17 protein-coding genes are annotated in these 20,252 nt (G+C 61.0%); 9 read left to right on the top strand and 8 right to left on the bottom strand.

Features of this window, described 5'->3' with window-relative positions; genetic code table 11:
* Positions 1-66 precede the first annotated feature (66 nt).
* On the bottom strand, positions 67-396 hold the full coding sequence (locus PSH97_RS16525) for a YceK/YidQ family lipoprotein (protein WP_305445843.1): 330 nt from the start codon (positions 394-396) through the stop codon (positions 67-69).
* Between the two features lie 57 nt (positions 397-453).
* Positions 454-891: an Lrp/AsnC family transcriptional regulator gene (locus PSH97_RS16520; protein ID WP_305445842.1), complete on the bottom strand. Its 438-nt coding sequence runs from the start codon at positions 889-891 to the stop codon at positions 454-456.
* A 134-nt stretch (positions 892-1,025) separates the two neighbouring features.
* Between PSH97_RS16520 and PSH97_RS16515 the strand changes: the two genes are divergently transcribed.
* Positions 1,026-1,919, top strand: a complete 894-nt coding sequence (locus PSH97_RS16515) for a DMT family transporter (RefSeq protein WP_305449816.1) — start codon at positions 1,026-1,028, stop codon at positions 1,917-1,919.
* Between the two features lie 6 nt (positions 1,920-1,925).
* On the opposite strand, the gene PSH97_RS16510 is transcribed toward PSH97_RS16515, so the two are convergent.
* Positions 1,926-3,551, bottom strand: a complete 1,626-nt coding sequence (locus tag PSH97_RS16510) for an NADP-dependent glyceraldehyde-3-phosphate dehydrogenase (RefSeq protein WP_305445841.1) — start codon at positions 3,549-3,551, stop codon at positions 1,926-1,928.
* Between the two features lie 212 nt (positions 3,552-3,763).
* On the opposite strand from PSH97_RS16510, the gene PSH97_RS16505 reads away from it, so the two are divergent.
* The 7 genes from PSH97_RS16505 to PSH97_RS16475 all read left to right on the top strand — a co-directional run bounded on the left by PSH97_RS16505 (position 3,764) and on the right by PSH97_RS16475 (position 13,694).
* On the top strand, positions 3,764-4,651 hold the full coding sequence (locus PSH97_RS16505) for a Dyp-type peroxidase (RefSeq protein WP_305445840.1): 888 nt from the start codon (positions 3,764-3,766) through the stop codon (positions 4,649-4,651).
* Positions 4,652-4,668: 17 nt separating this feature from the next.
* Positions 4,669-5,637 (top strand): Gfo/Idh/MocA family protein, encoded by a 969-nt coding sequence (locus PSH97_RS16500; protein ID WP_305445839.1) that lies wholly within the window; start codon positions 4,669-4,671, stop codon positions 5,635-5,637.
* 82 nt (positions 5,638-5,719) lie between these two features.
* A complete protein-coding gene (gene lexA / locus PSH97_RS16495) occupies positions 5,720-6,337 on the top strand; it encodes a transcriptional repressor LexA (protein WP_305445838.1) in 618 nt (205 codons plus the stop codon).
* Entirely contained in the window at positions 6,337-6,954 is a 618-nt protein-coding gene (gene imuA / locus PSH97_RS16490) for a translesion DNA synthesis-associated protein ImuA (protein WP_305445837.1), read from the top strand. Before lexA ends, imuA begins: the two co-directional genes overlap by 1 nt.
* A gap of 7 nt (positions 6,955-6,961) precedes the next feature.
* The gene (locus PSH97_RS16485; protein WP_305445836.1) at positions 6,962-8,377 is read left to right on the top strand and encodes a Y-family DNA polymerase; all 1,416 of its coding nucleotides are present in this window, start codon (positions 6,962-6,964) and stop codon (positions 8,375-8,377) included.
* Positions 8,374-11,451, top strand: a complete 3,078-nt coding sequence (locus tag PSH97_RS16480) for an error-prone DNA polymerase (protein WP_305445835.1) — start codon at positions 8,374-8,376, stop codon at positions 11,449-11,451. The genes PSH97_RS16485 and PSH97_RS16480 overlap by 4 nt, the downstream gene beginning before the upstream one ends.
* A 131-nt stretch (positions 11,452-11,582) precedes the next feature.
* On the top strand, positions 11,583-13,694 hold the full coding sequence (locus tag PSH97_RS16475; RefSeq protein WP_305445834.1) for a hybrid sensor histidine kinase/response regulator: 2,112 nt from the start codon (positions 11,583-11,585) through the stop codon (positions 13,692-13,694).
* A 104-nt stretch (positions 13,695-13,798) separates the two neighbouring features.
* Here the strand turns inward: PSH97_RS16475 and PSH97_RS16470 are convergent, their stop codons facing one another.
* Positions 13,799-14,320 (bottom strand): DUF4142 domain-containing protein, encoded by a 522-nt coding sequence (locus PSH97_RS16470; RefSeq protein WP_305445833.1) that lies wholly within the window; start codon positions 14,318-14,320, stop codon positions 13,799-13,801.
* 218 nt (positions 14,321-14,538) lie between these two features.
* Here PSH97_RS16470 and PSH97_RS16465 point away from each other — a divergent pair, with 218 nt between their 5' ends.
* Entirely contained in the window at positions 14,539-14,781 is a 243-nt protein-coding gene (locus PSH97_RS16465; protein ID WP_305445832.1) for a DUF465 domain-containing protein, read from the top strand.
* Between the two features lie 240 nt (positions 14,782-15,021).
* Here the strand turns inward: PSH97_RS16465 and PSH97_RS16460 are convergent, their stop codons facing one another.
* The 4 genes from PSH97_RS16460 to PSH97_RS16445 form a co-directional block, all read right to left on the bottom strand.
* Positions 15,022-16,107 (bottom strand): SMP-30/gluconolactonase/LRE family protein, encoded by a 1,086-nt coding sequence (locus tag PSH97_RS16460; protein ID WP_305445831.1) that lies wholly within the window; start codon positions 16,105-16,107, stop codon positions 15,022-15,024.
* Positions 16,104-17,252, bottom strand: a complete 1,149-nt coding sequence (locus tag PSH97_RS16455; protein ID WP_305445830.1) for an SRPBCC family protein — start codon at positions 17,250-17,252, stop codon at positions 16,104-16,106. The genes PSH97_RS16460 and PSH97_RS16455 overlap by 4 nt, the downstream gene beginning before the upstream one ends.
* Positions 17,253-17,362: 110 nt before the next feature.
* Positions 17,363-18,226 carry a LysR family transcriptional regulator gene (locus PSH97_RS16450; RefSeq protein ID WP_007898206.1) on the bottom strand — a complete coding sequence of 288 codons (864 nt, stop codon included), beginning with the start codon at positions 18,224-18,226 and terminating at the stop codon, positions 17,363-17,365.
* An 83-nt stretch (positions 18,227-18,309) separates the two neighbouring features.
* Entirely contained in the window at positions 18,310-20,028 is a 1,719-nt protein-coding gene (locus PSH97_RS16445; protein ID WP_305445829.1) for a hydrogenase maturation protein, read from the bottom strand.
* Between the last annotated feature and the right edge of the window lie 224 nt (positions 20,029-20,252).

Raw genomic sequence — 20,252 nt, 5'->3', positions numbered from 1 at the left:
GCCAGCCTTGAGTAAAAAACCCGCTTCGGCGGGTTTTTTATTGTCTGAGAATCGGGGCGCCCAGGATTATTCGGCAATGACAATGCTGCCATCAGCCTGCTGCCGATAAATGGTGTAGGGCAGCAGCATGGTGTCGAGTGCGCCCGAAATAACTACGTCGATCAGCACAAAGGGCGTGGCATTGTTGTATTGATACTCATCGATGCCCGGGCCTGGAAGCGCATGCAGGGTGCAAAAATCATAAGTCACGCCGCTATAAATCCGTGGAACCGCACCGCAGTAGGTTTTCTGTTCCTTGAGACTCTTTGCCGCAGCCTCGTCACTGCGCACTACCGTCTGGAACGTGCCGCAGCCGGCGAGCATCAGCGCCGCCAGTAACATGACTTGAGTTTTCATACCGCCAATCCTTCGCCGGAAAGAGATCAATCTACGCTTTTGCGAACAAAACAGCACTCACGCCATCGGGGGCAGCCGGCGTTTGACCGGGGTCTTCTTGACGATGGCGGTGCTGGTTTCGGCGTGGCTGTTGAGGCGGTCGAGGAGAGTGTCCAATTGTTCCATCGAGCGCACATGCAGGCGGGCGATGAAACAGTCGTCGCCGGTGACTTTGTCGCACTCGGTGAATTCGGGGATGGCTTGAATCTGTCGCTCCACTTCCTGCAACTGGCCCGGCAACGGGCGAATGCGGACGATGGCCTGGAGTTGATAGCCGAAGCATTTGGGGTCGATCTCGACGGTATATCCCTTGAGCACGCCACGTTCTTCGAGGCGGCGCAGGCGCTCGGCGACACTGGGCGAGGACAGGCCGCTGATCTGTGCCAGGGCCTTGAGCGAGCGGCGTGAGTCTTCCATCAACGCGCTGATCAGCACTTGGTCGATGTCATCGGTCATGGCGAACCCCTGTTAGGCAATCGAATGAATAAGCCTTGATAAAAAAGGCAGAAACCGAGTTTAGCCTGCTTTTTGCGCTGGAGTAGCCCCTCGGTGGATTGGCATACTTTGGGCTCAAACACAGGAGGTTGATGATGGACAAAACACTACGTCACGGCTCATTCGAAATGACCGCCGCCATGCTCATTTCCGGGACCATTGGTTGGTTCGTGCTGGTCTCCGGGCAACCGGTGCTGGACGTGGTGTTCTGGCGCTGCGTGTTCGGTGCCGCCACCTTATTGCTGATCTGCGCGGCGTTCGGCTTTCTGCGCCCCGGCATTTTGACATCCACCACTTTCTTGCTAGCCGTACTGAGCGGTGTGGCGATTGTCGGTAACTGGGTGCTGTTATTCGCGTCCTACTCCCGCGCCTCGATTGCCATTGGCACGGCGGTTTATAACGTCCAGCCATTCATGCTGGTCGGGTTGGCCGCGCTGTTTCTGGGAGAGAAGATCACCCTGCAGAAACTGTTCTGGCTGGGCATTTCGTTTCTCGGAATGCTGGCGATTGTCAGCGCGCATGGTGAGCAGGGCGAGGGCGGCAACGATTACCTGATGGGGGTTGCTCTGGCGCTGGGGGCTGCCTTTCTGTACGCGATTGCCGCGCTGATCATCAAACGCCTGACCGGCACGCCACCGCATCTGATCGCGTTGATCCAGGTTTGCACCGGCGTGCTGTTGCTCGCGCCTTTTGCACATTTCTCGGCGATGCCGCAAACGCCCGATGCCTGGGCCAGTCTGGTGACCCTGGGCATCGTGCATACCGGTTTGATGTATGTGCTGCTCTACGGTGCGATTCAAAAACTGCCGACAGCGCTCACCGGCGCGCTGTCGTTCATCTACCCGATTGCGGCAATTTTCGTTGACTGGTTCGCCTTCGGCCATCGCCTGGAGCTGCTGCAGTGGATCGGTGTCGCCGCGATTCTGTTGGCCGCCGCCGGGATGCAACAGGGCTGGAGCCTGAAGCTTCGTCGGGTGGCGACGCAATAATCGACCTCAGAAGATGTAGTCGGTGGTCAGGAAGCTCGAGTTGCGTCCGCTGATGATCTCGCTGAGAAGCTCTTTGCTGCTCTCCTGGAATTTGGTCGCCACCAGTGTCCGAATCGAAAACACCCGCAACGCATCATGCACCGACAGCGTGCCCTCGGCGGAGTTCTTGCGGCCGTTGAACGGATAGGTGTCCGGACCGCGCTGGCACTGGGCGTTGAGGTTGATCCGGCCGACCTGGTTGGCGAACGTGTCCACGAGCCTGCCGACTGCTACCGGGTTGGTGCCGAAGATGCTCAGTTGCTGGCCGAAGTCGGATTCCAGGACGTAATCGATCACGGTGTCCAGATGACGGTAAGGCACGATCGGCACGACCGGGCCGAACTGTTCTTCCTGATAGACGCGCATCTGCGGTGTCACCGGGTACAACACGGCCGGGTAGAAGAACGATGCGCGGGATTCACCGCCGTTGGGGTTGACCACGGCTGCACCTTTGCTGACCGCGTCCGCCACCAGCGTGTGCAGGTAATCGACCTTGCCTGATTCCGGCAATGGCGTCAGGGCCACGCCACTGTCCCACGGCATACCGGGTTTGAGGCTGGCGAGTTTGGCGTTGAATTTCTCGATGAACGCCTCGACCACGTCTTCGTGGACGAAGAGGATTTTCAGCGCGGTGCAGCGCTGGCCGTTGAACGACAGGGAACCGGTAACGGCTTCATTGACCGCGTTGTCCAGATCGACCTCCGGCAGAACGATGCCGGGGTTCTTCGCATCCAGGCCCAGCGCCGCGCGCAGGCGGTGAGGCCTTGGGTGGAGTTTTTTCAGGTCGCTGGCGGCCTTGTTGGTGCCGATAAACGCAAAGATATCGATCTTGCCGCTGGCCATCAGTGCGCTGACAGTCTCGCGGCCGCTGCCGTAAATGACGTTGATGACCCCGGCCGGGAAGCTGTCGCGGAATGCCTCCAGCAGCGGGCGAATCAATAGCACGCCGAGCTTGGCCGGTTTGAACACCACGGTGTTGCCCATGATCAGCGCCGGTATCAGCGTGGTGAAGGTTTCGTTCAGCGGGTAATTGTAAGGCCCCATGCACAACGCCACGCCCAGCGGAACGCGGCGGATCTGGCCGAGGGTGTCCTGTTCCAGTTCGAAGCGGCTGGAGCGGCGGTCGAGTTCCTTGAGGGCGTTGACGGTGTCGACGATGTAGTCGCAGGTGCGGTCGAACTCTTTTTCCGAGTCCTTGAGGTTCTTGCCGATCTCCCACATCAGCAACTTGACCACCGCCTCGCGCTGTTCGCGCATGCGAGCCAGGAAGATTTCGACGTGTTGGATGCGCTCGGCCACGCGCATGGTCGGCCACAGGCCCTGGCCCCGATCATAGGCGCGGACGGCGGCGTCGAGCGCGGTCAGTGCGGTATCAGCATCGAGCAGCGGCGTGCTGCCGAGGATTACTTGTTCATCGCCATTCGCGCCGCTCAGGTACACCGGGCTACGGACTTGGGCGAGGGGCCCGGACCAGGTTCTCAGTTCGCCATCGACCAGGTATTCGCGCTGTTCGGTCTGGCCGTTGAGGCGGTACTTTTCCGGGACGTTGTCGGCGGTGGGAAACAGGTTGCCAAGGATCTGTGCTGTGGTCATATCGCTACCCCGTCTGGATTGGGTGATGCACTGATGAATCGTTTTAGCAGACCTCGGACTCGCTTGTCATGGCTCATCTTATGATTTTTTTGGCGAGCCCTGTAGCAGCTGCCGAGCCCGCGAGGCTGCTGCTACAGGGCGATCTTTCGCCTGAAAACACACAAGTAACGATCCCCCGGTTAAACTTCATGCTCTTTTCTGAAGGAGTTCATATGAGTTATTACCAGCCGGGCATTCTCGCCACCCCTGTTCCGCCTCAAGCTCGTCATATGTTCTTCGCCCTTGAATCCGCCGAGGCACTGCCGGCTGCGCTGGATAACCTGATGCGCCTGGTGGACGGAAAGTCGGCGGTCGTCGGCTTCGGTGAATCCCTGGTCAAAGCGCTGCACGCGCAGATCGACGGGCTGCGCGCTTTTCCTGCGCTGGTCGGTGTCGGCGTCGACAATCCGTCGACCCAACACGCGCTCTGGTGCTGGCTGCACGGTGTTGACCGTGGCGAACTGCTCAATCGCAGCCATGCGATTGAAGCCGCGCTGGCACCGGCCCTGCGTCTGGTGCAGATGAACGAAACCTTCCGCCACATGACCGGCCACGACCTGACCGGTTACGAAGACGGCACCGAAAACCCTCACGCCGAAGCCGCTGTAGCGGCCGCATTGCTGAGCGAAGGCGCGGACGGTCTGGTCGGTGGCAGCTTCGCCGCGATCCAACAGTGGCAGCATGATTTGAAAGGCTTCCACGCGATGCCATCCCATGAGAAAGACAACATCATGGGCCGTCGCCTGAGCGACAACGAAGAACTCGACGACGCGCCGATCTCCGCCCACGTCAAACGCACCGCCCAGGAAAGCTTCACACCCGAAGCCTTCGTGGTCCGTCGCTCGATGCCGTGGATCGAAGGCGATGACGCCGGCCTGATGTTCCTGGCCTTCGGTTTTTCCCTCGATGCATTCGAATCCCAGCTGCGGCGCATGAGCGGTCTGGAAGACGGCATCACCGACGGTCTGTATCGCATCAGCCGACCGATCACTGGCGGCTACTACTGGTGCCCACCGCTCAAGGACGGTCGCCTCGACCTGCGCGCATTGCGCATCGGCTAAACCTCAAAGGAGTGTCCATGAACGTGGTGCGCTGGGGCATGATTGGGTGCGGCAGTGTGACCGAGCGCAAGAGCGGGCCGGCGTTCTACAAGGCGCCCGGCTCGGCGCTGGTGGCGGTGATGGGTCGGCGTCTGGAGGCGGTGGCCGATTACGCCGCGCGCCATGGCATTGCCCGGGTCTACACCGACGCTGACGCATTGATCAATGATCCCGAGGTGGACGCGGTGTACATCGCCACGCCACCCGACAGCCATCATGCTTACAGCCTGCAAGTGGCTGCCGCCGGCAAACATTGCTGCGTCGAAAAACCGATGTCGCTGAACGCCGGGCAAAGCCGTGAGATGCAAAAGGCCTTTGTCGAAGCCGGGCTGCATCTGTTCGTTTCCTATTACCGACGTTCATTGCCGCGCTTCCAGCAAGTGCGGCAATGGCTTGGGGAGGGGCGGATCGGCGATGTCCGACACCTCACCTGGACACTGACCAAAGCGCCTTCATCGAGCGATCTTGGCGGCACCGATAACTGGCGCACTGATCCGGCGATCGCTGGCGGTGGTTACTTCGCCGACCTCGCCAGCCACGGCTTCGACCTGTTCCAGTACTTGCTGGGTGACATCGTTGAAGTTTCCGGTTTCACCGCGCATCAGGCTGGCCTCTATGCCGCCGAAGACGCCGTTAGCGCCAGTTGGCGCTTTGCCTCCGGGGCGTTGGGCATGGGCTGCTGGAATTTCGTGGCAGACCGTCGCGAGGACCGGGTCGAGGTGATCGGCAGCCAAGGCCGGATCAGCTTTTCGGTGTTCGACGAACACCCGGTACAGCTTGAAGCCGATGAACACCTCAGCCTGCACATCGAACATCACGAACACATCCAGTGGCACCACGTGCTGGGCATGAACGCCCACATCCGTGGCGAAGCGCAGCACCCGGCATTGGCTGAGCAAGCGTTGAAGACCGATTGGGTGATGGACCAGATCCTCAAGCGCGGCTGAAAGAAAAGATCAAAAGATCGCAGCCTCGTTTCACTCGACAGCTCCTACAAATACTTGTCAGGAAAAACCCAAAAGAGTACAAATGTACTCCATGACGACTTTAACTCCCCGCCGTACCGCCATCCTGACCTTCATCCGCGATCGAATCGCCGAACACGGTCAGCCCCCGAGCCTCGCTGAAATCAGCGAGGCCTTTGGCTTCGCCTCCCGTAGCGTGGCGCGCAAGCATGTGCTGGCGCTGACCGAAGCCGGTTTTATCGAGGTCAATCCGCATCAGGCGCGAGGTATCCGGCTGCTGAATCAACTGCCGCGGCCCGAACTGCTGGATGTTCCGGTTCTCGGTCGAGTGGCGGCCGGTGCGCCGATCGGTGCTGATGCCGAGGTCCACAGCCGTTTGCTGCTTGATCCGTCGATCTTCTCGCGGCTACCGGATTACATGCTGCGGGTGCAGGGCGATTCGATGATCGAGGACGGCATTCTCGACGGCGATCTGGTGGGCGTGCGGCGCAATCCCGAAGCGGTCAATGGCCAGATCGTCGTGGCGCGGCTCGACGGCGAAGTCACCATCAAGCGTTTTGAACGGGTTGGCGATTCTGTCCGCCTGTTACCGCGCAATCCGGCCTATAAACCGATCATTGTTCGAGCCGATCAGGACCTGGCCATCGAAGGCGTGTTCTGCGGTCTGGTGAGGCAAGGGTGATGGGCGCCGTCGTTGCGTTGGATACGCTGTTCAATGGCGGCCAGGTCTGGAAGGGCCGGCCTGCGCCACCGGCCGTCAGCCCGCAACCCACCGGGCATGCGGCGCTGGATGCGGCATTACCCACTGGCGGCTGGCCGGAAGCGGCGCTGACTGAAATCCTGTTGGCCGGGCAGGGCGTGGGTGAGTTGCAACTGGTGTGGCCGGCGCTGGCGCGGCTGTCGGCGGCAGGTGAGCGCATCGTGCTGGTGGCGCCGCCTTACGTGCCGTATCCCCAGGCCTGGCAGAACGCCGGGGTCGATTTGCGGCAACTGTCGATCATCCAGGCCAGTGAGCGCGATGCGCTGTGGGCGGCGGAGCAATGCCTGCGTTCGGGCAGTTGCGGGGCGGTGTTGTGCTGGCCGCACAAAGCCGACGATCGAGCGTTGCGACGTTTGCAGGTGGCGGCGGAAGCCGGTCAGACCCTGGCGTTCGCCTATCGCTCGCTCAGTGAAGCCATCAACCCGTCGCCAGCGGCCCTGCGCATCGCCATCGACGCCAAACCTGCGCAATTGCGGGTGCTCAAGTGTCGGGGCGGGCTGGCCCGTTCGGCGCCGATTGCCTTTGCCGTCGGGCATTGAGGTTGCCATGCGCTGGGTTTGCATTCTCTTCCCGCAATTGGCGCTGGACGCGGTACTGCGTCAGCGCCCCGACCCCGATGAGCCGCTGGCGCTGCTGACCGGTCCGGCCCAGCGTCGGGTACTGCAGGCGGTCAACGGTTCGGCGCGGGCGTTGGGCTTGCGGCCCGGCCAGTCGATGACCGCCGCCCAGGCCCTGAGCAAAGGGTTTGTCACTGCCGAATACGATGCCGCCGAGATTGAACACTGGCAGCAGTTCCTGGCTGCCTGGGCCTATCGGTTCAGCTCTCAGGTTAGCGTGCATTACCCGCGCGCCGTGGTGTTTGAAATCGAATCCAGCCTGGGCTTGTTCGGGCCCTGGCCGCAGTTCGAGGCGCGATTGCGGGCGGAACTCGGCGAGCTGGGGTTTCGTCACCGGATTGTTGCCGCGCCCAACCCGGTGGCGGCGCGGGTGCTGGCCAACGTTTATGACGGTCTGGTGGTGCCGGACAATGAAGCCTTGCAGCACCACCTCGGGCAGTTGCCCGTCGACCGGATCGCGCTGGAGCCAAGCGTTGCCACGGCACTGTCGCGCATGGGGCTGCGCACCTTGAGTCAGGTGCAGGCGCTGCCGCGACATAGCCTGGCCCGGCGTTTCGAAGCTCAGGTGCTCAAGCATCTGGACACCCTGTTCGGCGAGCGACGGTTGGCGCTGGCGTTCTACCTGCCGCCGGACCGTTTCGATGTGCGCATCGAGCTTAATTTCGATGTGCAGTCCCATCAGGCATTGCTGTTTCCGTTGCGCAGGCTGACCGGCGATCTGGCGGCGTTCCTCTGCGGCCGGGACAGCGGTGTGCAGCGTTTTGACCTGCACCTGGAACACGCCGGGTTGCCAGACACGCTGATCAAGGTCGGCCTGCTCAGTGCCGAGCGCGATCCGGCGATGCTGTTCGAGCTGGCCCGGGGGCGCCTGGAACAGGTTCAGGTCGAGGCGCCGGTGCGCGGTTTTCGTCTGCGCGCTGAAGACTTGCCGACCTTCGTGCCCCAGTACCAGGAACTGTTCGATGATCGTCCGCAGCAGTCCTTGCCCTGGGAGCAACTGCGCGAACGCTTGCGCGCGCGATTGGGAGATGACGCGGTGCAAGGCTTGCGGTTCCAGGCCGATCACCGGCCGGAATGCGCGTGGCAGGCCAGTGTCGACAGCCAGGCCTGCGGGGGGCTGCCTGCCGTGCAACGTCCGGGCTGGTTGCTGACGGAACCGCAGGCAGTACACGAAGGTTCGACGCGCATCCTCATGGGGCCGGAACGCATCGAGTCGGGCTGGTGGGACGGCGACGACGTGCGCCGCGATTATTACCTGATCGAAACCCGTTCCGGCCAGCAGGGCTGGGCCTATCGGGCAGTGGGTGAAGACGGTCCGTTGTGGCTGCAAGGCTGGTTCGCATGAGTGTCGATTATGCCGAGCTGCACTGCCTGTCGAACTTCAGTTTCCAGCGCGGTGCTTCCAGTGCGCTTGAGCTTTTTCAACGGGCAAAAAAGCAGGGCTATCAAGCGTTGGCGATCACCGACGAATGCACCCTGGCGGGTATCGTCCGCGCTTGGCAGGCAGCCAAGGCCGTGGAATTGCCGCTGATCATCGGCAGTGAAATACGCATCGAAGACGGCCCGAAACTGGTGCTGCTGGTGGAAAATCTCGAGGGTTACCAGACCCTGTGCCGACTGATTACCCGCGCCAGACGCCGTACGCAGAAAGGCCAGTATCAGGTGCTGCGGGAGGATTTCGGCGAGCCGTTGCCGGGGCTGTTGGCGTTGTGGGTGCCGGACGCCGTCGATGACTTTGAGCAGGGCCACTGGCTGAAGCGGGCCTTCGCCGAGCGCTTGTGGCTGAGCGTTCAGTTACACCGCGGGCAGGACGACACCCGGCGACTGGCGGCGCTGCTGACCCTGGCGCGGGAACTGCGAATCCCTGCGGTGGCCAGCGGCGATGTGCACATGCACGCTCGCGGCCGGCGTGCCTTGCAGGACACCATGACCGCGATCCGCCATCACCTGCCGGTGGCCGAGGCCGGGTTGCGTCTGCACCCTAACGGCGAACGGCATTTGCGCAGTCTCGACGCCTTGCGCGATCTCTATCCGCAGGCACTGCTCGACGAAACGCTGGCCATCGCCCGGCGCTGCACGTTCGACCTCAGTCAGTTGCGTTATCAATATCCCCGGGAGCTGGTGCCTGACGGTCAAACGGCCACGTCCTGGCTGCGGGAATTGGCAGAGAAGGGTGTTCGGTGGCGCTGGGAAAAAGGTCCTAAAGCCGAGGTGTTGGCGCAGATCGACAAGGAACTGGAGCTGATTGCCGAGCTGGGGTACGAAAGCTACTTCCTGACGGTTCACGACATTGTGAATTTTGCCCGCAAGCAACACATTCTCTGTCAGGGGCGCGGTTCTGCCGCCAACTCGGTGGTGTGCTACGTGCTGGGTATCACGGAGATTGACCCGGAGCGGAGCACGTTGCTGTTCGAGCGTTTCCTCTCCAAAGAGCGCAATGAGCCGCCAGACATTGATGTGGATTTCGAACACGAGCGGCGTGAAGAAGTCCTGCAGTACGTGTTTCAGCGTTATGGCCGGACCCGTGCGGCGCTGACGGCGGTGGTCAGTACTTACCACGGTGCCGGCGCGGTCCGCGATGTGGCCAAGGCACTGGGTTTGCCGCCGGATCAGGTCAACGCCCTGGCCGACTGTTGCGGCCACTGGAGTGATCAGGCGCCGCCCGTCGAGCGCCTGCGTGAAGGGGGGTTCGATCCCGATAGCCCGGTGTTGCGCCGGGTGCTGAGCCTGACGGGACAGTTGATCGGTTTCCCCCGGCACCTGTCCCAGCACCCTGGCGGTTTCGTGATTTCCGAACAACCCCTGGATAGCCTGGTGCCGGTGGAAAACGCCGCCATGGCCGAGCGCACCATCATCCAGTGGGACAAGGACGATCTGGACGCGGTCGGGTTGCTCAAGGTCGATATCCTCGCGTTGGGCATGCTCAGCGCGATTCGTCGTTGTTTCGACCTGCTGCGTCGGCACCGTGGCCGTGACCTGAGTCTGGCGACGGTGCCGGCCGAAGACCCGCAAACCTATGAAATGATTGGCCATGCAGACACCATCGGGGTGTTCCAGATCGAATCCCGGGCACAGATGTCGATGTTGCCGAGGCTCAAGCCCAAGAATTTCTACGACCTGGTGATCGAAGTGGCGATCGTTCGTCCGGGGCCGATTCAGGGCGGGATGGTGCATCCCTATCTGCGGCGGCGTAAGGGCGAAGAAGAGGTGATCTACCCGTCGAAAGAACTCGAAGCGGTGCTGGAGCGTACGTTGGGCGTGCCGCTGTTCCAGGAACAGGTGATGCAGATTGCGATTGTCGCCGCCGACTACAGCCCCGGCGAGGCCGATCAATTGCGCCGTTCCATGGCCGCCTGGAAGCGCCACGGCGGACTGGAGCCGCACAAGGAACGTCTGGCGGACGGAATGAAGAAAAACGGCTACACGGCGGAGTTCGCCGCGCAGATTTTCGAGCAGATCAAAGGCTTCGGCAATTACGGCTTTCCCGAATCCCACGCCGCCAGTTTCGCCTTGCTGACTTATGCCAGTTGCTGGTTGAAATGCCACGAGCCGGCGGCCTTCGCCTGTGCGTTGATCAACAGCTGGCCCATGGGTTTCTACAGCCCGGACCAGATTCTTCAGGACGCCCGCCGGCATCATTTGCAGATTCGCCCGGTGGACGTGCGGGCCAGTGACTGGGATTGCAGCCTGGAACCGATCACCGGCGCGCAGCCGGCCATTCGCATGGGGTTGCGGATGATCAAAGGCTTTCGCGAGGATGATGCCAGGCGTATTGAAGTCGCCCGGTCGAAAGGGGCGTTTGCCGACATCGCCGACCTCGGCGAACGGGCGCGACTCGATGCCCGCACCCAGGAGCAACTGGCCGATGCCGGTGCGTTGCGCGGGCTGGCCGGTGATCGGCATCGGGCGCGCTGGGAGGTGGCGGGGGTGCAGAAACAGCTCGGCTTGTTTGCCGGTTTGCCGAGCCCGGAAGAGCCAGCGGTGTCTCTGCCCAAACCCACCGTGGGCGAGGACCTGCAAGCCGATTACAACAGTGTCGGCACCACCCTCGGTCCGCATCCGCTGGCATTGCTGCGGGGTGAATTGAAAGCCCGGCGTTGCCGCAGTTCGAAAGAACTTATGGATGTCGAGCACGGCCGACCGGTCAGCGTTGCCGGGCTGGTCACCGGCCGGCAACGCCCAGGCACCGCCAGCGGCGTGACCTTCGTGACGCTTGAAGACGAGTTCGGCAACGTCAATGTGGTGGTCTGGCGCGACCTGGCCGAACGGCAACGGCAGGTATTGGTTGGCTCGCAATTGCTCAAGGTCGATGGGCGCTGGGAAAAGGAAGGCGAGGTGCGGCACCTGATTGCCGGGCGCTTGAGCGACCTGAGTTCATTGCTCGACGGCATCCATGTGCGCAGCCGGGATTTCCGCTGAACCTGCGACATTCGTCTATACCTCTATGAAACCATTGGCGTCGGCGGTGCTCGAAACAAACGGGCACGCACCGTCTCCTCACGCCGTTGCACTGCCTGAAACATGTCATTCACAGGACATAAGGCCAGTCGATGCAGTTTCTAGACAATAGCCACGGATGTACCGGCTGGAGCGGCGAAATGGCCGGACGCATTCGTGCGTTCGACTGGAGCCTGACCGAGCTCGGGCGCATCGATACCTGGCCCGGGAGCCTGTGCAGCGCGGTGCAGTTATTGCTCGCCTCCCCCCTGCCGATGGTGATGCTGTGGGGCCGGCCCGGTTACATGATCTATAACGATGCCTACTCCAGATTTGCCGGTGGGCGCCATCCTTACCTGCTGGGTTCCCCGGTGGAGTTGGGCTGGCCAGAGGTCGCCGAATTCAATCGGCATGTGGTGAATACCTGCCTTGCGGGCGGTACCTTGTCCTATCACAACAAAGCTTTGGTGCTGTTGCGTGATGGCGTACCCGAAGACGTCTGGATGGATCTTTACTACAGTCCCGTCGCCGATGATGACGGGCATCCCTCGGGGGTCATGGCGATGGTGGTCGACACCACTGACCATGTGATTTCCGAGCGCCGCCGTCAGGAAGCCGAACGCGCTTATCGCGCCGACAACGAAAGAGTTCGCCTGGCGCTCAATGCCGGGGCTTTGCTCGGCTCGTTCGTCTGGGACATCAAGGCTGATGTGCTGTCTGCCGACGAACGCTTCGCCCGCACATTTTCCTACCCGCCCGATCAGGACCTGGCCAACCTGCCACCCCTCATCGCCGAAATGCAGATTCATCCCGACGACCGCAGTTGGGTTCAGGAACGGATCAACCAGTCGGTGGAAACCGGCATTCCCTATAACGCTGAATACCGGGTTCTGCGTCCCGATGGCAGTTACCTGTGGGTGCTGGCCAGCGGGTGTTGCGAGTTCAATGAGCAAGGTGAGGCGTTCCGCTTTCCCGGGGTGTTGATCGACATCCACGAACGCAAGAGCGCCGAAGAGTCGTTGCTCAAATTCACCCGCAACCTGGAGCAGCGCGTCGCCGACGAAGTCGAAGCGCGGCTGGCGGCCGAAGAGCAGTTGCGTCAGTCACAAAAACTCGAAGCCATCGGCGGTCTCACCGGCGGCGTGGCCCATGACTTCAACAATCTGTTGCAGGTCATCGCCGGCAACCTGCATTTGCTGGCGCGTCACGAGCCGGACAACGCCAACGTGCAACGTCGGGTCAGTGCGTCGATTGCCGCGGTCGAGCGCGGTGCCAAACTGTCGTCACAATTGCTCGCGTTCGCCCGTCGTCAGCCTTTGTCGCCGGCGGTCTGTGATCCATGGCAGATCTTCGAAGGACTGGGGGAATTGTTGCAGCGGGCGCTGGGGGAAACTATCCAGATCAAGGTGACGGCGCCTGACGCTCCATGGCATCTCTACGTGGACCGCAATCAACTGGAAAATGCCATTCTCAACCTCGCGATCAACGCCCGAGATGCGATGAACGGCGAGGGGACCATTGCCCTGAGCGCCGAGAACATTGCCCTGGACCGCAGGTTTTGCGCAGGCAAAGGCATCGTCGCCGGCGACTATGTTTGCGTCGCGGTGACTGACGCGGGTGTCGGCATGCCGCCTCAAGTGCTCGCACAGGCCTTCGAACCGTTTTTCACCACCAAGGCCGACGGCCAGGGGACCGGCCTGGGTTTGAGCATGGTGTTCGGTTTCGTCAAACAGAGCGACGGGCATATCGAGATCTCCAGCGTCGTCGGGCAGGGCACTCGGGTGCAGCTGTATTTCCCGCGTAGCTTGCGCCCATTGCCCGGTGAAACAACGCGCCATGATCCGCAGCACCCGGGCGGGCACGAAACCATTCTGGTGGTCGAGGACAACGAAGCGGTGCGTGGCTCGGTGGTGGACTTGTTGCGTGAAGAGGGCTATCAGGTGCTGACCGCGGCCAACGGTGACTTGGCCATGCAGATGTTGCTCGATGGCGTGGCGGTGGACCTGATCTTCACCGATGTGGTTATGCCCGGTCTGATCAAAAGCTCGGACCTGGCCGCCTGGGCCAAGGTGCAGAATCCCCCGGTGGCGGTGCTGTTTACCTCCGGCCACACCCGGGACATTATTTCGCGCAATCACCAACTCAGCCCCGACACTTATCTGCTGAGCAAACCTTATGGTCCTGAAGCGCTGTTGAGCATGATCCGCAGTGTGCTGGGTGGTTGAGATCTGTAGGCCGTAATGCGATCGCTCCTACAGGGGACTAACCGACCGACATCAAGGCTTACCCGTGATGAGCGATCACTGGGTAAACCTTGTTTCCGCGAGGGTTATTTATCGGGATGAGCCGCCTGGAGTTTTTTCGCCATATCCAGGTGTTTTTCCAGCGCTGGCAACATTTTTTGCGCGAACGCCTTCAGGTCGGTGGCGCCTTTCTCTTTGTCGTCCGTCACCGTGTTGGCTTCTTTTTTGAACCGTTCAATGGCTTCTTCGTGAGCCTTTACCTGATTATTGGCATAGGCCGCATCGAAGGATTCATCGCGCAGATCGAGAATTTTTTCCTTGGCCTGTTTGACCACCGTCGTCGTGTCCGGCACCTCGATGTCATGCTTTTTCGCCAGTGCCGCCAGTTCATCATTGGCTTTGGAATGATCGGTGACCATCATCTTGGCGAACTCTTTGACGTCGGCCGATGAGCTTTTTTCCAGAGCCAGTTTGCTGGTCTCGACTTCCGCGATACCACCCTCCACTGCGTCATCGACGAAGTCATTGGAGGCGGCGGCAAAAGCCGTGCCCATGCTGGTGCTCAAGGCTACGGCCAGGGCGAGGTGACGCAGATTGAATCCGTCCATCGGTCATTCTCCACACAGGTTTTTATGGGCGATCCAGGTGATCGTTAATCAATGGAGGCGAGCGCGAATACAAAGGTTTTATCTCATTTGCGACAGGGCGACGAACGGACACCGCTGGTCTGATAGACGGTCGACAGAACAGGGTGAGCAAGGCCATTCTGATAGCTGGTGAGCGCAATCAATCGCGTTTGCTACCGATTAACAAACGGAGGTGTTCCATGCCGGTGACTCATGATCTGTATCAGGATCTGAAACTTTCAAAGGAAGAGATCCAGCAAAAACGCACCAAGGATACGTTACTGGATTCACTGCTCAACAAGTACTCCCAGGTGGATGCCGAGGTGTTGAAGGCCGAGTCCGCACAATCGGATGCGCCCAGCGATGAGGCACTGAAGAAGCTCAAGGAGAAGCGCGTACAGGTCAAGAACAAAATCGTTGATCGACTTCAGACGCCCTCTTGAGACGCTATGCAGAATCACCGACGACCGGTGACTGAAAAATTGCAACGGGGATAAATACCGGCACCTCGCACGATCAGGGCCCGATGTTGCGGCTCCCTGCGAGGTGCCCCATCCAAAACTCTCCAGAACGAACCTGAATCTAATGTGGGAGCGGACTTGCTCGCGAATGAGGCCATGTCAGATGTTGAATGTCAGTCCGCCTTCGCGAGCAAGCCCGCTCCCACAGTTTGATCACCGTTACTACTGCAATGCCGTACTCAACGGCAACCGCGCCATGTGCCGTGCTTTCAGCGATCCCAGATACAACCAGTCCCCGTACTCGCGCACGGTGGTGATGGGGGAATAATTGCCGCTGCTGGCGTCCTGCAGATTGGCAATCACTTTACCGTCGAGGTCCAGGCCGAGGGCGAAGGCGCGGCTTTCCACCGGTTTGGGCAAGACCGTCATCGCGCGCACGATCATTTTGCGTACCAGAGGGTAGGGCGCTGTGGCGTCGAGCAATGCATTGCGCGGGGCATACAGCGCCACCCAGAAACGGTCGCGGCCATTGAATGCCAGGTTGTCCGGCAGCCCTGGCAAATTGTCGATGAACAGATCATGGGTTCCGGCTTTCGGCCCGGTCAGCCAATAGCGGCTGATGCGATAGGCGCCGGTTTCGTTGACCAGCACAAACGCATCGTCAGGCCCCAGGGTCACACCGTTGGCGAACTCCAGCTTATCCAGCAAGACCGTCGTCGTGCCGGTCTGGAAGTCATAACGCAGCAATCGACCGTCGCCGCCGTGCTCGATGATCGCCTCGCCATCCTTGCCGTAACCCCAACGGCTGGAAGCATCGCTGAAATAGGCGTAATGCCCGGACTTGTCGATGACCACGTCATCGGTAAAGCCGAAGGGCACGTTATTGGCCGCGGTGCTCAATGCAATCACACGGCCCTGAGCATCGAGCGACAGCAAACCCTTGACCCCATCGGCGATCACCAGCAAACCATTGGGATGGCGCGCCAGACCCAATGGCCTGCCACCGGTATCGGCCAGCACCTTGGTGGTCTTGCCGTCGAGGCTGGTGCTAATCAACCGGCCGTCATGCAGACCGGTGATGAGGACGCCTTCCTCCAGCAGCAGCGCCTCCGGGCCGTCGATGTCAGCGGCGCCGACACGTTCCACGCCTTTGAGGCGCTGATTGTCTGTGTAGATGCCATCGATGAGGGAGGGCGCCGGTGACGGGGTCCAGGCGATTGGCTGGACTTTGGTGGGTAATAACAACAGGAAGCCGCCAATCACAATGATCAACAGCAACAATAAATGCCGAAACTTGAGGGCTTTCACGCGGTGACTCCTGTCGAGGCCAGATGTTTTTGCGCCATCTCGCGTAACGCCAGCATTGATTGCGCCGATTCACGCTCGATGCGCCGCTTGAGCAACAGTCGATTGGCGATGCGCATCACCACACCGCTGAAGCAATATTCCAGGGTGCGGACAAATCGCGTGCCGTCCCCAAAAGCCTCGCACTCGTAAGTCACCACCAGCGACAGTCCATGATCGCCCCGAGCCCGAGCCCGAGCGCTCCAGCGGCGACCAGGCAAGTATTCGTCGACCTCCCAACTCAAGTGTCCCTCACGCCCACCGGCCCGAATGTCTTCCTCGAACCGCGTCCCGGCATACAACGGGCCGCTCTGGCCATCGACCTTGAGGGAGGACGGATGCCACTCCGGCCAACGCGTCGCCGTGCTGGCGTAGGCGAGCACGGCGAGCGGATTTCCAGCGATGTCGACCACGTGCTGCAGGCGGGTGGGCGTTCTCGTCAGGTGTGGAGGCGCTTGTTCCGGCTCCCAGTACAGGGTGCCGAACAGGTAGTCCATCAGTGGAAACACGATATTGAAATTGCGCTCCTGCATCCGCTCACGGCGATGGTGCAGTTCGTGCAGACGGCGCATCTGGCGAATCCACGGCAGACGTGTCAGCGGGTTGGCGGGTGGTAGATGTTCGCAGGCATGGAACACTTCATAGGTCAGGTAACCGAGGACCATGCAGCCGCCAAACAGCCCTGCGATGTTGCCATTGAGCTGCGCCAGCAGCCACCACGCGGGCGCGGTGATGACGAGGGTATGCAACACAATCAGCCAGGCCGGAAACAGAATCACCCGCCAGTCGCGTGCGTTGTCGTAGGTCATGTGGCCGGGGGTGAAAAAGCTGTGATGGTCACCGGCGTGACGGGCGTAGAACATTCGCGCCAGACGCTTTTTGTGGTGCCCCAGATGTCGATGCACGACGTAGACGCCGAAATTGAAGAACAACAGAGTCAGCGGCACCGCCAGCCATTCCAGGGGGTGTACCTGATGCACGGTGCTCCAGAACGCGCCGATGGCCAGCAAACCGAACAGCAACACAAAGGCGCCATGCAGCCAAGGGTTATAAAGTGGATGAATAGCGGCACGGTAGCGCGCGCGGAATGCTTCGGTGGTTTGCCTCACTGCGTTCACCTGGGGTTATTGTTATAACCAGCAGATTAGTCGATCCCGCCGTAGAGGCTGGCCCAACCTTGAGGCCACATGCGCCATGCTCCGGTGCAAGACGCCTGGCGTCAGGTCAAGGGGTTCCAGCGCTGGGACCAGTCGTCATCCGTCTTGATCACTTCGCGCAGCAAATCGAAGGCTCGTTGCAGGGTCGCCGAGTCGCGGTCCCGGGAGTAAACCAGGTAGGTCGGGTAGCTGAACTCCGGAGCTTTGGGCACTGGCTCCAGCACGCCGCTTTCCAGGTAGCTCTGGACCACGCGGGTGCGGAAATAGCCGCTGCCGCCGTTTTCCAGGATGTACTGCAAGGCCAGCGGTCCGAGGTTGAAGCTCAAGGCCGCCTTGGCCTTTTCCGGCAACGCGGCATCGTGCTGACGACGGAAGTCCGGGCCCCAATCGATATACACGTAAGGATCGGGCTGCCCGGCCAGGCGGACCAGGATGAGTTTTTCTTCCAGCACCTGCTCCACTTGCAGGCGTGGCCAGTACTCGGGCTGATAGACCAGCGCCGCATCCAGCACCCCCAGCTCCAGTTGGCGCAGCAGGTTCTCGCCGTCGCGGATTTCCATGCGCAGGGCATGGCTGGGGATTTTCTCGCGCAGCTCGCCGGCCCAACTGAGCATCAACGGGTTGCACAGACTGACCTCGCCACCGATGTGCAGCACATCGCGGTAGCCCTCGGGCAGCGGCAAGTCACGGCGCGCCGCTTCCCAGGTCTGCACCAGTTGGTTGGCGTAAACCACAAAGGCCTCACCGTTCGGCGTCAGGCGTGCTCCGGCGCGGTTTCGCACGAACAGCGTGCTGCCGAGCTGACTTTCGAGCTTCTGCACACGGGCGGTGATCGCGGTCTGGGTGACATGCAGTTTTTCAGCCGCCGCGGCCAGACTGCCGTGGCGGACAATTTCCAGAAAGGTGCGGGCGAGGTCAATGTCCATGGGCAGGCCGATGTGGGAGGTCCGGGCATTGTAAGAGCAGGCGCCGCCTGGGGATAGAAAGCAGGTCAAAAGATCGCTACCGATCACCCGGCCAATTCAACTTCCTTCACCACCGCCCACTGCGCCACCAACCGTTGCGGCGTGCCACACGCCTTGCGCTTGAACACAAAGTTACGGCACTTCTCGGCAAACTGTTTGCGGTTCTGCACCATGTCCTGGTGCATTTCTTCCAGCTCGGCATTGCGACAGTGCTGCATCAGCTGAGTATCGAGCTGGTTTTTACGTTCGCGTATCGCCTGATACGCCGGATCACTCAACGCACCATTGGCCCGTTGCAACAACCACAGATCAAACTCGTCGGGGCAGCGAGGGCCGATTTCCTGGACCATGCCCAGTTGCAAGGCCTGGGCGGTGCTGATCGGCAGACAATCCTCCGTGAGTTTTTCCGCCATTGCCTGGCCGACAGCGCGGGGCAGGCTGTAGGTCCAGTACTCGGAGCCGTACAGGCCCATGGTTTTATAATGGGGGTTGAGCACGATGTCGGACCGGGCGAAGACGATGTCGGCCGCCAGTGCCAGCATCAAGCCGCCGGCCCCGGCGTTGCCGGTCAGGCCGCTGACCACCAGTTGCCGGGCGCTGAGCAGTTCCTGGCAAACGTCGTCGATCGCTTGAATATTGGCCCAGGCTTCCAGCCCCGGAACCGCTGCGGCCTGAATCACGTTGAGGTGCACGCCGTTGGAGAAACTGCCGCGCCCGCCCTTGATCAGCAGCACTTGGGTGTCCCGGGACTTGGCCCAGCGCAGGGCTTCCACCAATCGCTGGCACTGTTCGGTGCTCATCGCGCCATTGTAAAACTCGAAGGTCAGCTCGCCGACGTGGCCGGATTCGCGATAGCGGATCGGTTGATAATTTTCATTGTTGAACGGCTGGGAGGCGATCGACCAATCAAGGGGCGGCACTTGCGCCAGCTGTTCGGCGAGCACATGCCGGGCCGGGCGTTTGAAGGTTTCTTCACCGGGCTGGGGTTTGTGTCGCAGCGAGCCGATCCACAGGCTGGTATCGCCGGTCGCCACCAGCACCGCATCATCGTGCACCGCGAGAATCTCCCCCGGCATGCCGCTGCGCGAATCCAGGTGAGCGTCGTAGAGGTAATACTGACCGCCAGCCAGACTCGCCAATACACCGGGCTGGCCGTCGGCAGCGTCGATGCAGCGTTTGATGAAGCGCGAGCTATCGTGCCAGCTGAAGGACGGGTCGGCTTGCTTCATGTTCGGCTGCAAGCGGCCAATCACATGGCGTTGGCTGTAATCCAAGGGCACAGGCACGAACCCGGCGATGAATTTTTCCACGACTTCGCGGATGCAGGAGATCGCGGCATCGCTGACGCGCCCGTTGTACAACTCGGATTTGCGCAGGTCTTGGGGCAGGTTGAATTCACAGGTGGCCCAGACCGGCCCGGCATCCATTTCCTCCACTGCTTGCAACGCGGTCACACCCCAGCGGCTGAGTTCGCGGGTGATGGCCCAGTCCAGCGCACTGGCGCCACGGTCGCCGACAATGCCCGGATGAATGATCACCACGGGACGCTGGTGGTTGCTCCATAGTTGTTGGGGTACCCGGTCCTTGAGAAACGGGCAGATCACCAGGTCTGCGCCGGAGTGTTCGATTTGCTCGCACACCGCGTCTGCATCGGTGAACAGCACCACGCTGGGTGAGTGACCAGCCTGACGCAAGTCCAGCCAGGCCCGTTGGGTCAGCCCGTTGAATGCTGATGCCAGCAGAATGATTTTCAATGACCGCATGATTGACTCTTCCTTGAGAAAAGTGGGCCGCAGGCTCCCAATGAGCCGTCCGTGGCCTTCGATGGAAGCGCGATGGTAGTGATTGCGAGGGAGTGAGCGACTGATCGAGATCAAGCTTGTGTCAGTGGGTGTTTCATTGGCCCGTCAGTTAAGGGCAAATCAGACATGTAGGAGCCAGGCTTGCCGGCGAAGGCGTCCTTGAGATCGCCTTCGCCGGCAAGCCT

This window comes from Pseudomonas cucumis (genome assembly GCF_030687935.1).
Lineage (GTDB): Bacteria > Pseudomonadota > Gammaproteobacteria > Pseudomonadales > Pseudomonadaceae > Aquipseudomonas > Aquipseudomonas cucumis.
Note: the sequence above shows the minus strand (reverse complement) of the source record. Positions and strands in the feature narration are given on the sequence as shown.

Coding starts and splice junctions, on each gene's coding strand:
- PSH97_RS16525 (WP_305445843.1), bottom strand. CDS start 396: ATGAAAACTCAAGTCATGTTACTGGCGGCGCTGATGCTCGCCGGCTGC.
- PSH97_RS16520 (WP_305445842.1), bottom strand. CDS start 891: ATGACCGATGACATCGACCAAGTGCTGATCAGCGCGTTGATGGAAGAC.
- PSH97_RS16515 (WP_305449816.1), top strand. CDS start 1,026: ATGGACAAAACACTACGTCACGGCTCATTCGAAATGACCGCCGCCATG.
- PSH97_RS16510 (WP_305445841.1), bottom strand. CDS start 3,551: ATGACCACAGCACAGATCCTTGGCAACCTGTTTCCCACCGCCGACAAC.
- PSH97_RS16505 (WP_305445840.1), top strand. CDS start 3,764: ATGAGTTATTACCAGCCGGGCATTCTCGCCACCCCTGTTCCGCCTCAA.
- PSH97_RS16500 (WP_305445839.1), top strand. CDS start 4,669: ATGAACGTGGTGCGCTGGGGCATGATTGGGTGCGGCAGTGTGACCGAG.
- lexA (WP_305445838.1), top strand. CDS start 5,720: ATGTACTCCATGACGACTTTAACTCCCCGCCGTACCGCCATCCTGACC.
- imuA (WP_305445837.1), top strand. CDS start 6,337: ATGGGCGCCGTCGTTGCGTTGGATACGCTGTTCAATGGCGGCCAGGTC.
- PSH97_RS16485 (WP_305445836.1), top strand. CDS start 6,962: ATGCGCTGGGTTTGCATTCTCTTCCCGCAATTGGCGCTGGACGCGGTA.
- PSH97_RS16480 (WP_305445835.1), top strand. CDS start 8,374: ATGAGTGTCGATTATGCCGAGCTGCACTGCCTGTCGAACTTCAGTTTC.
- PSH97_RS16475 (WP_305445834.1), top strand. CDS start 11,583: ATGCAGTTTCTAGACAATAGCCACGGATGTACCGGCTGGAGCGGCGAA.
- PSH97_RS16470 (WP_305445833.1), bottom strand. CDS start 14,320: ATGGACGGATTCAATCTGCGTCACCTCGCCCTGGCCGTAGCCTTGAGC.
- PSH97_RS16465 (WP_305445832.1), top strand. CDS start 14,539: ATGCCGGTGACTCATGATCTGTATCAGGATCTGAAACTTTCAAAGGAA.
- PSH97_RS16450 (WP_007898206.1), bottom strand. CDS start 18,226: ATGGACATTGACCTCGCCCGCACCTTTCTGGAAATTGTCCGCCACGGC.
- PSH97_RS16445 (WP_305445829.1), bottom strand. CDS start 20,028: ATGCGGTCATTGAAAATCATTCTGCTGGCATCAGCATTCAACGGGCTG.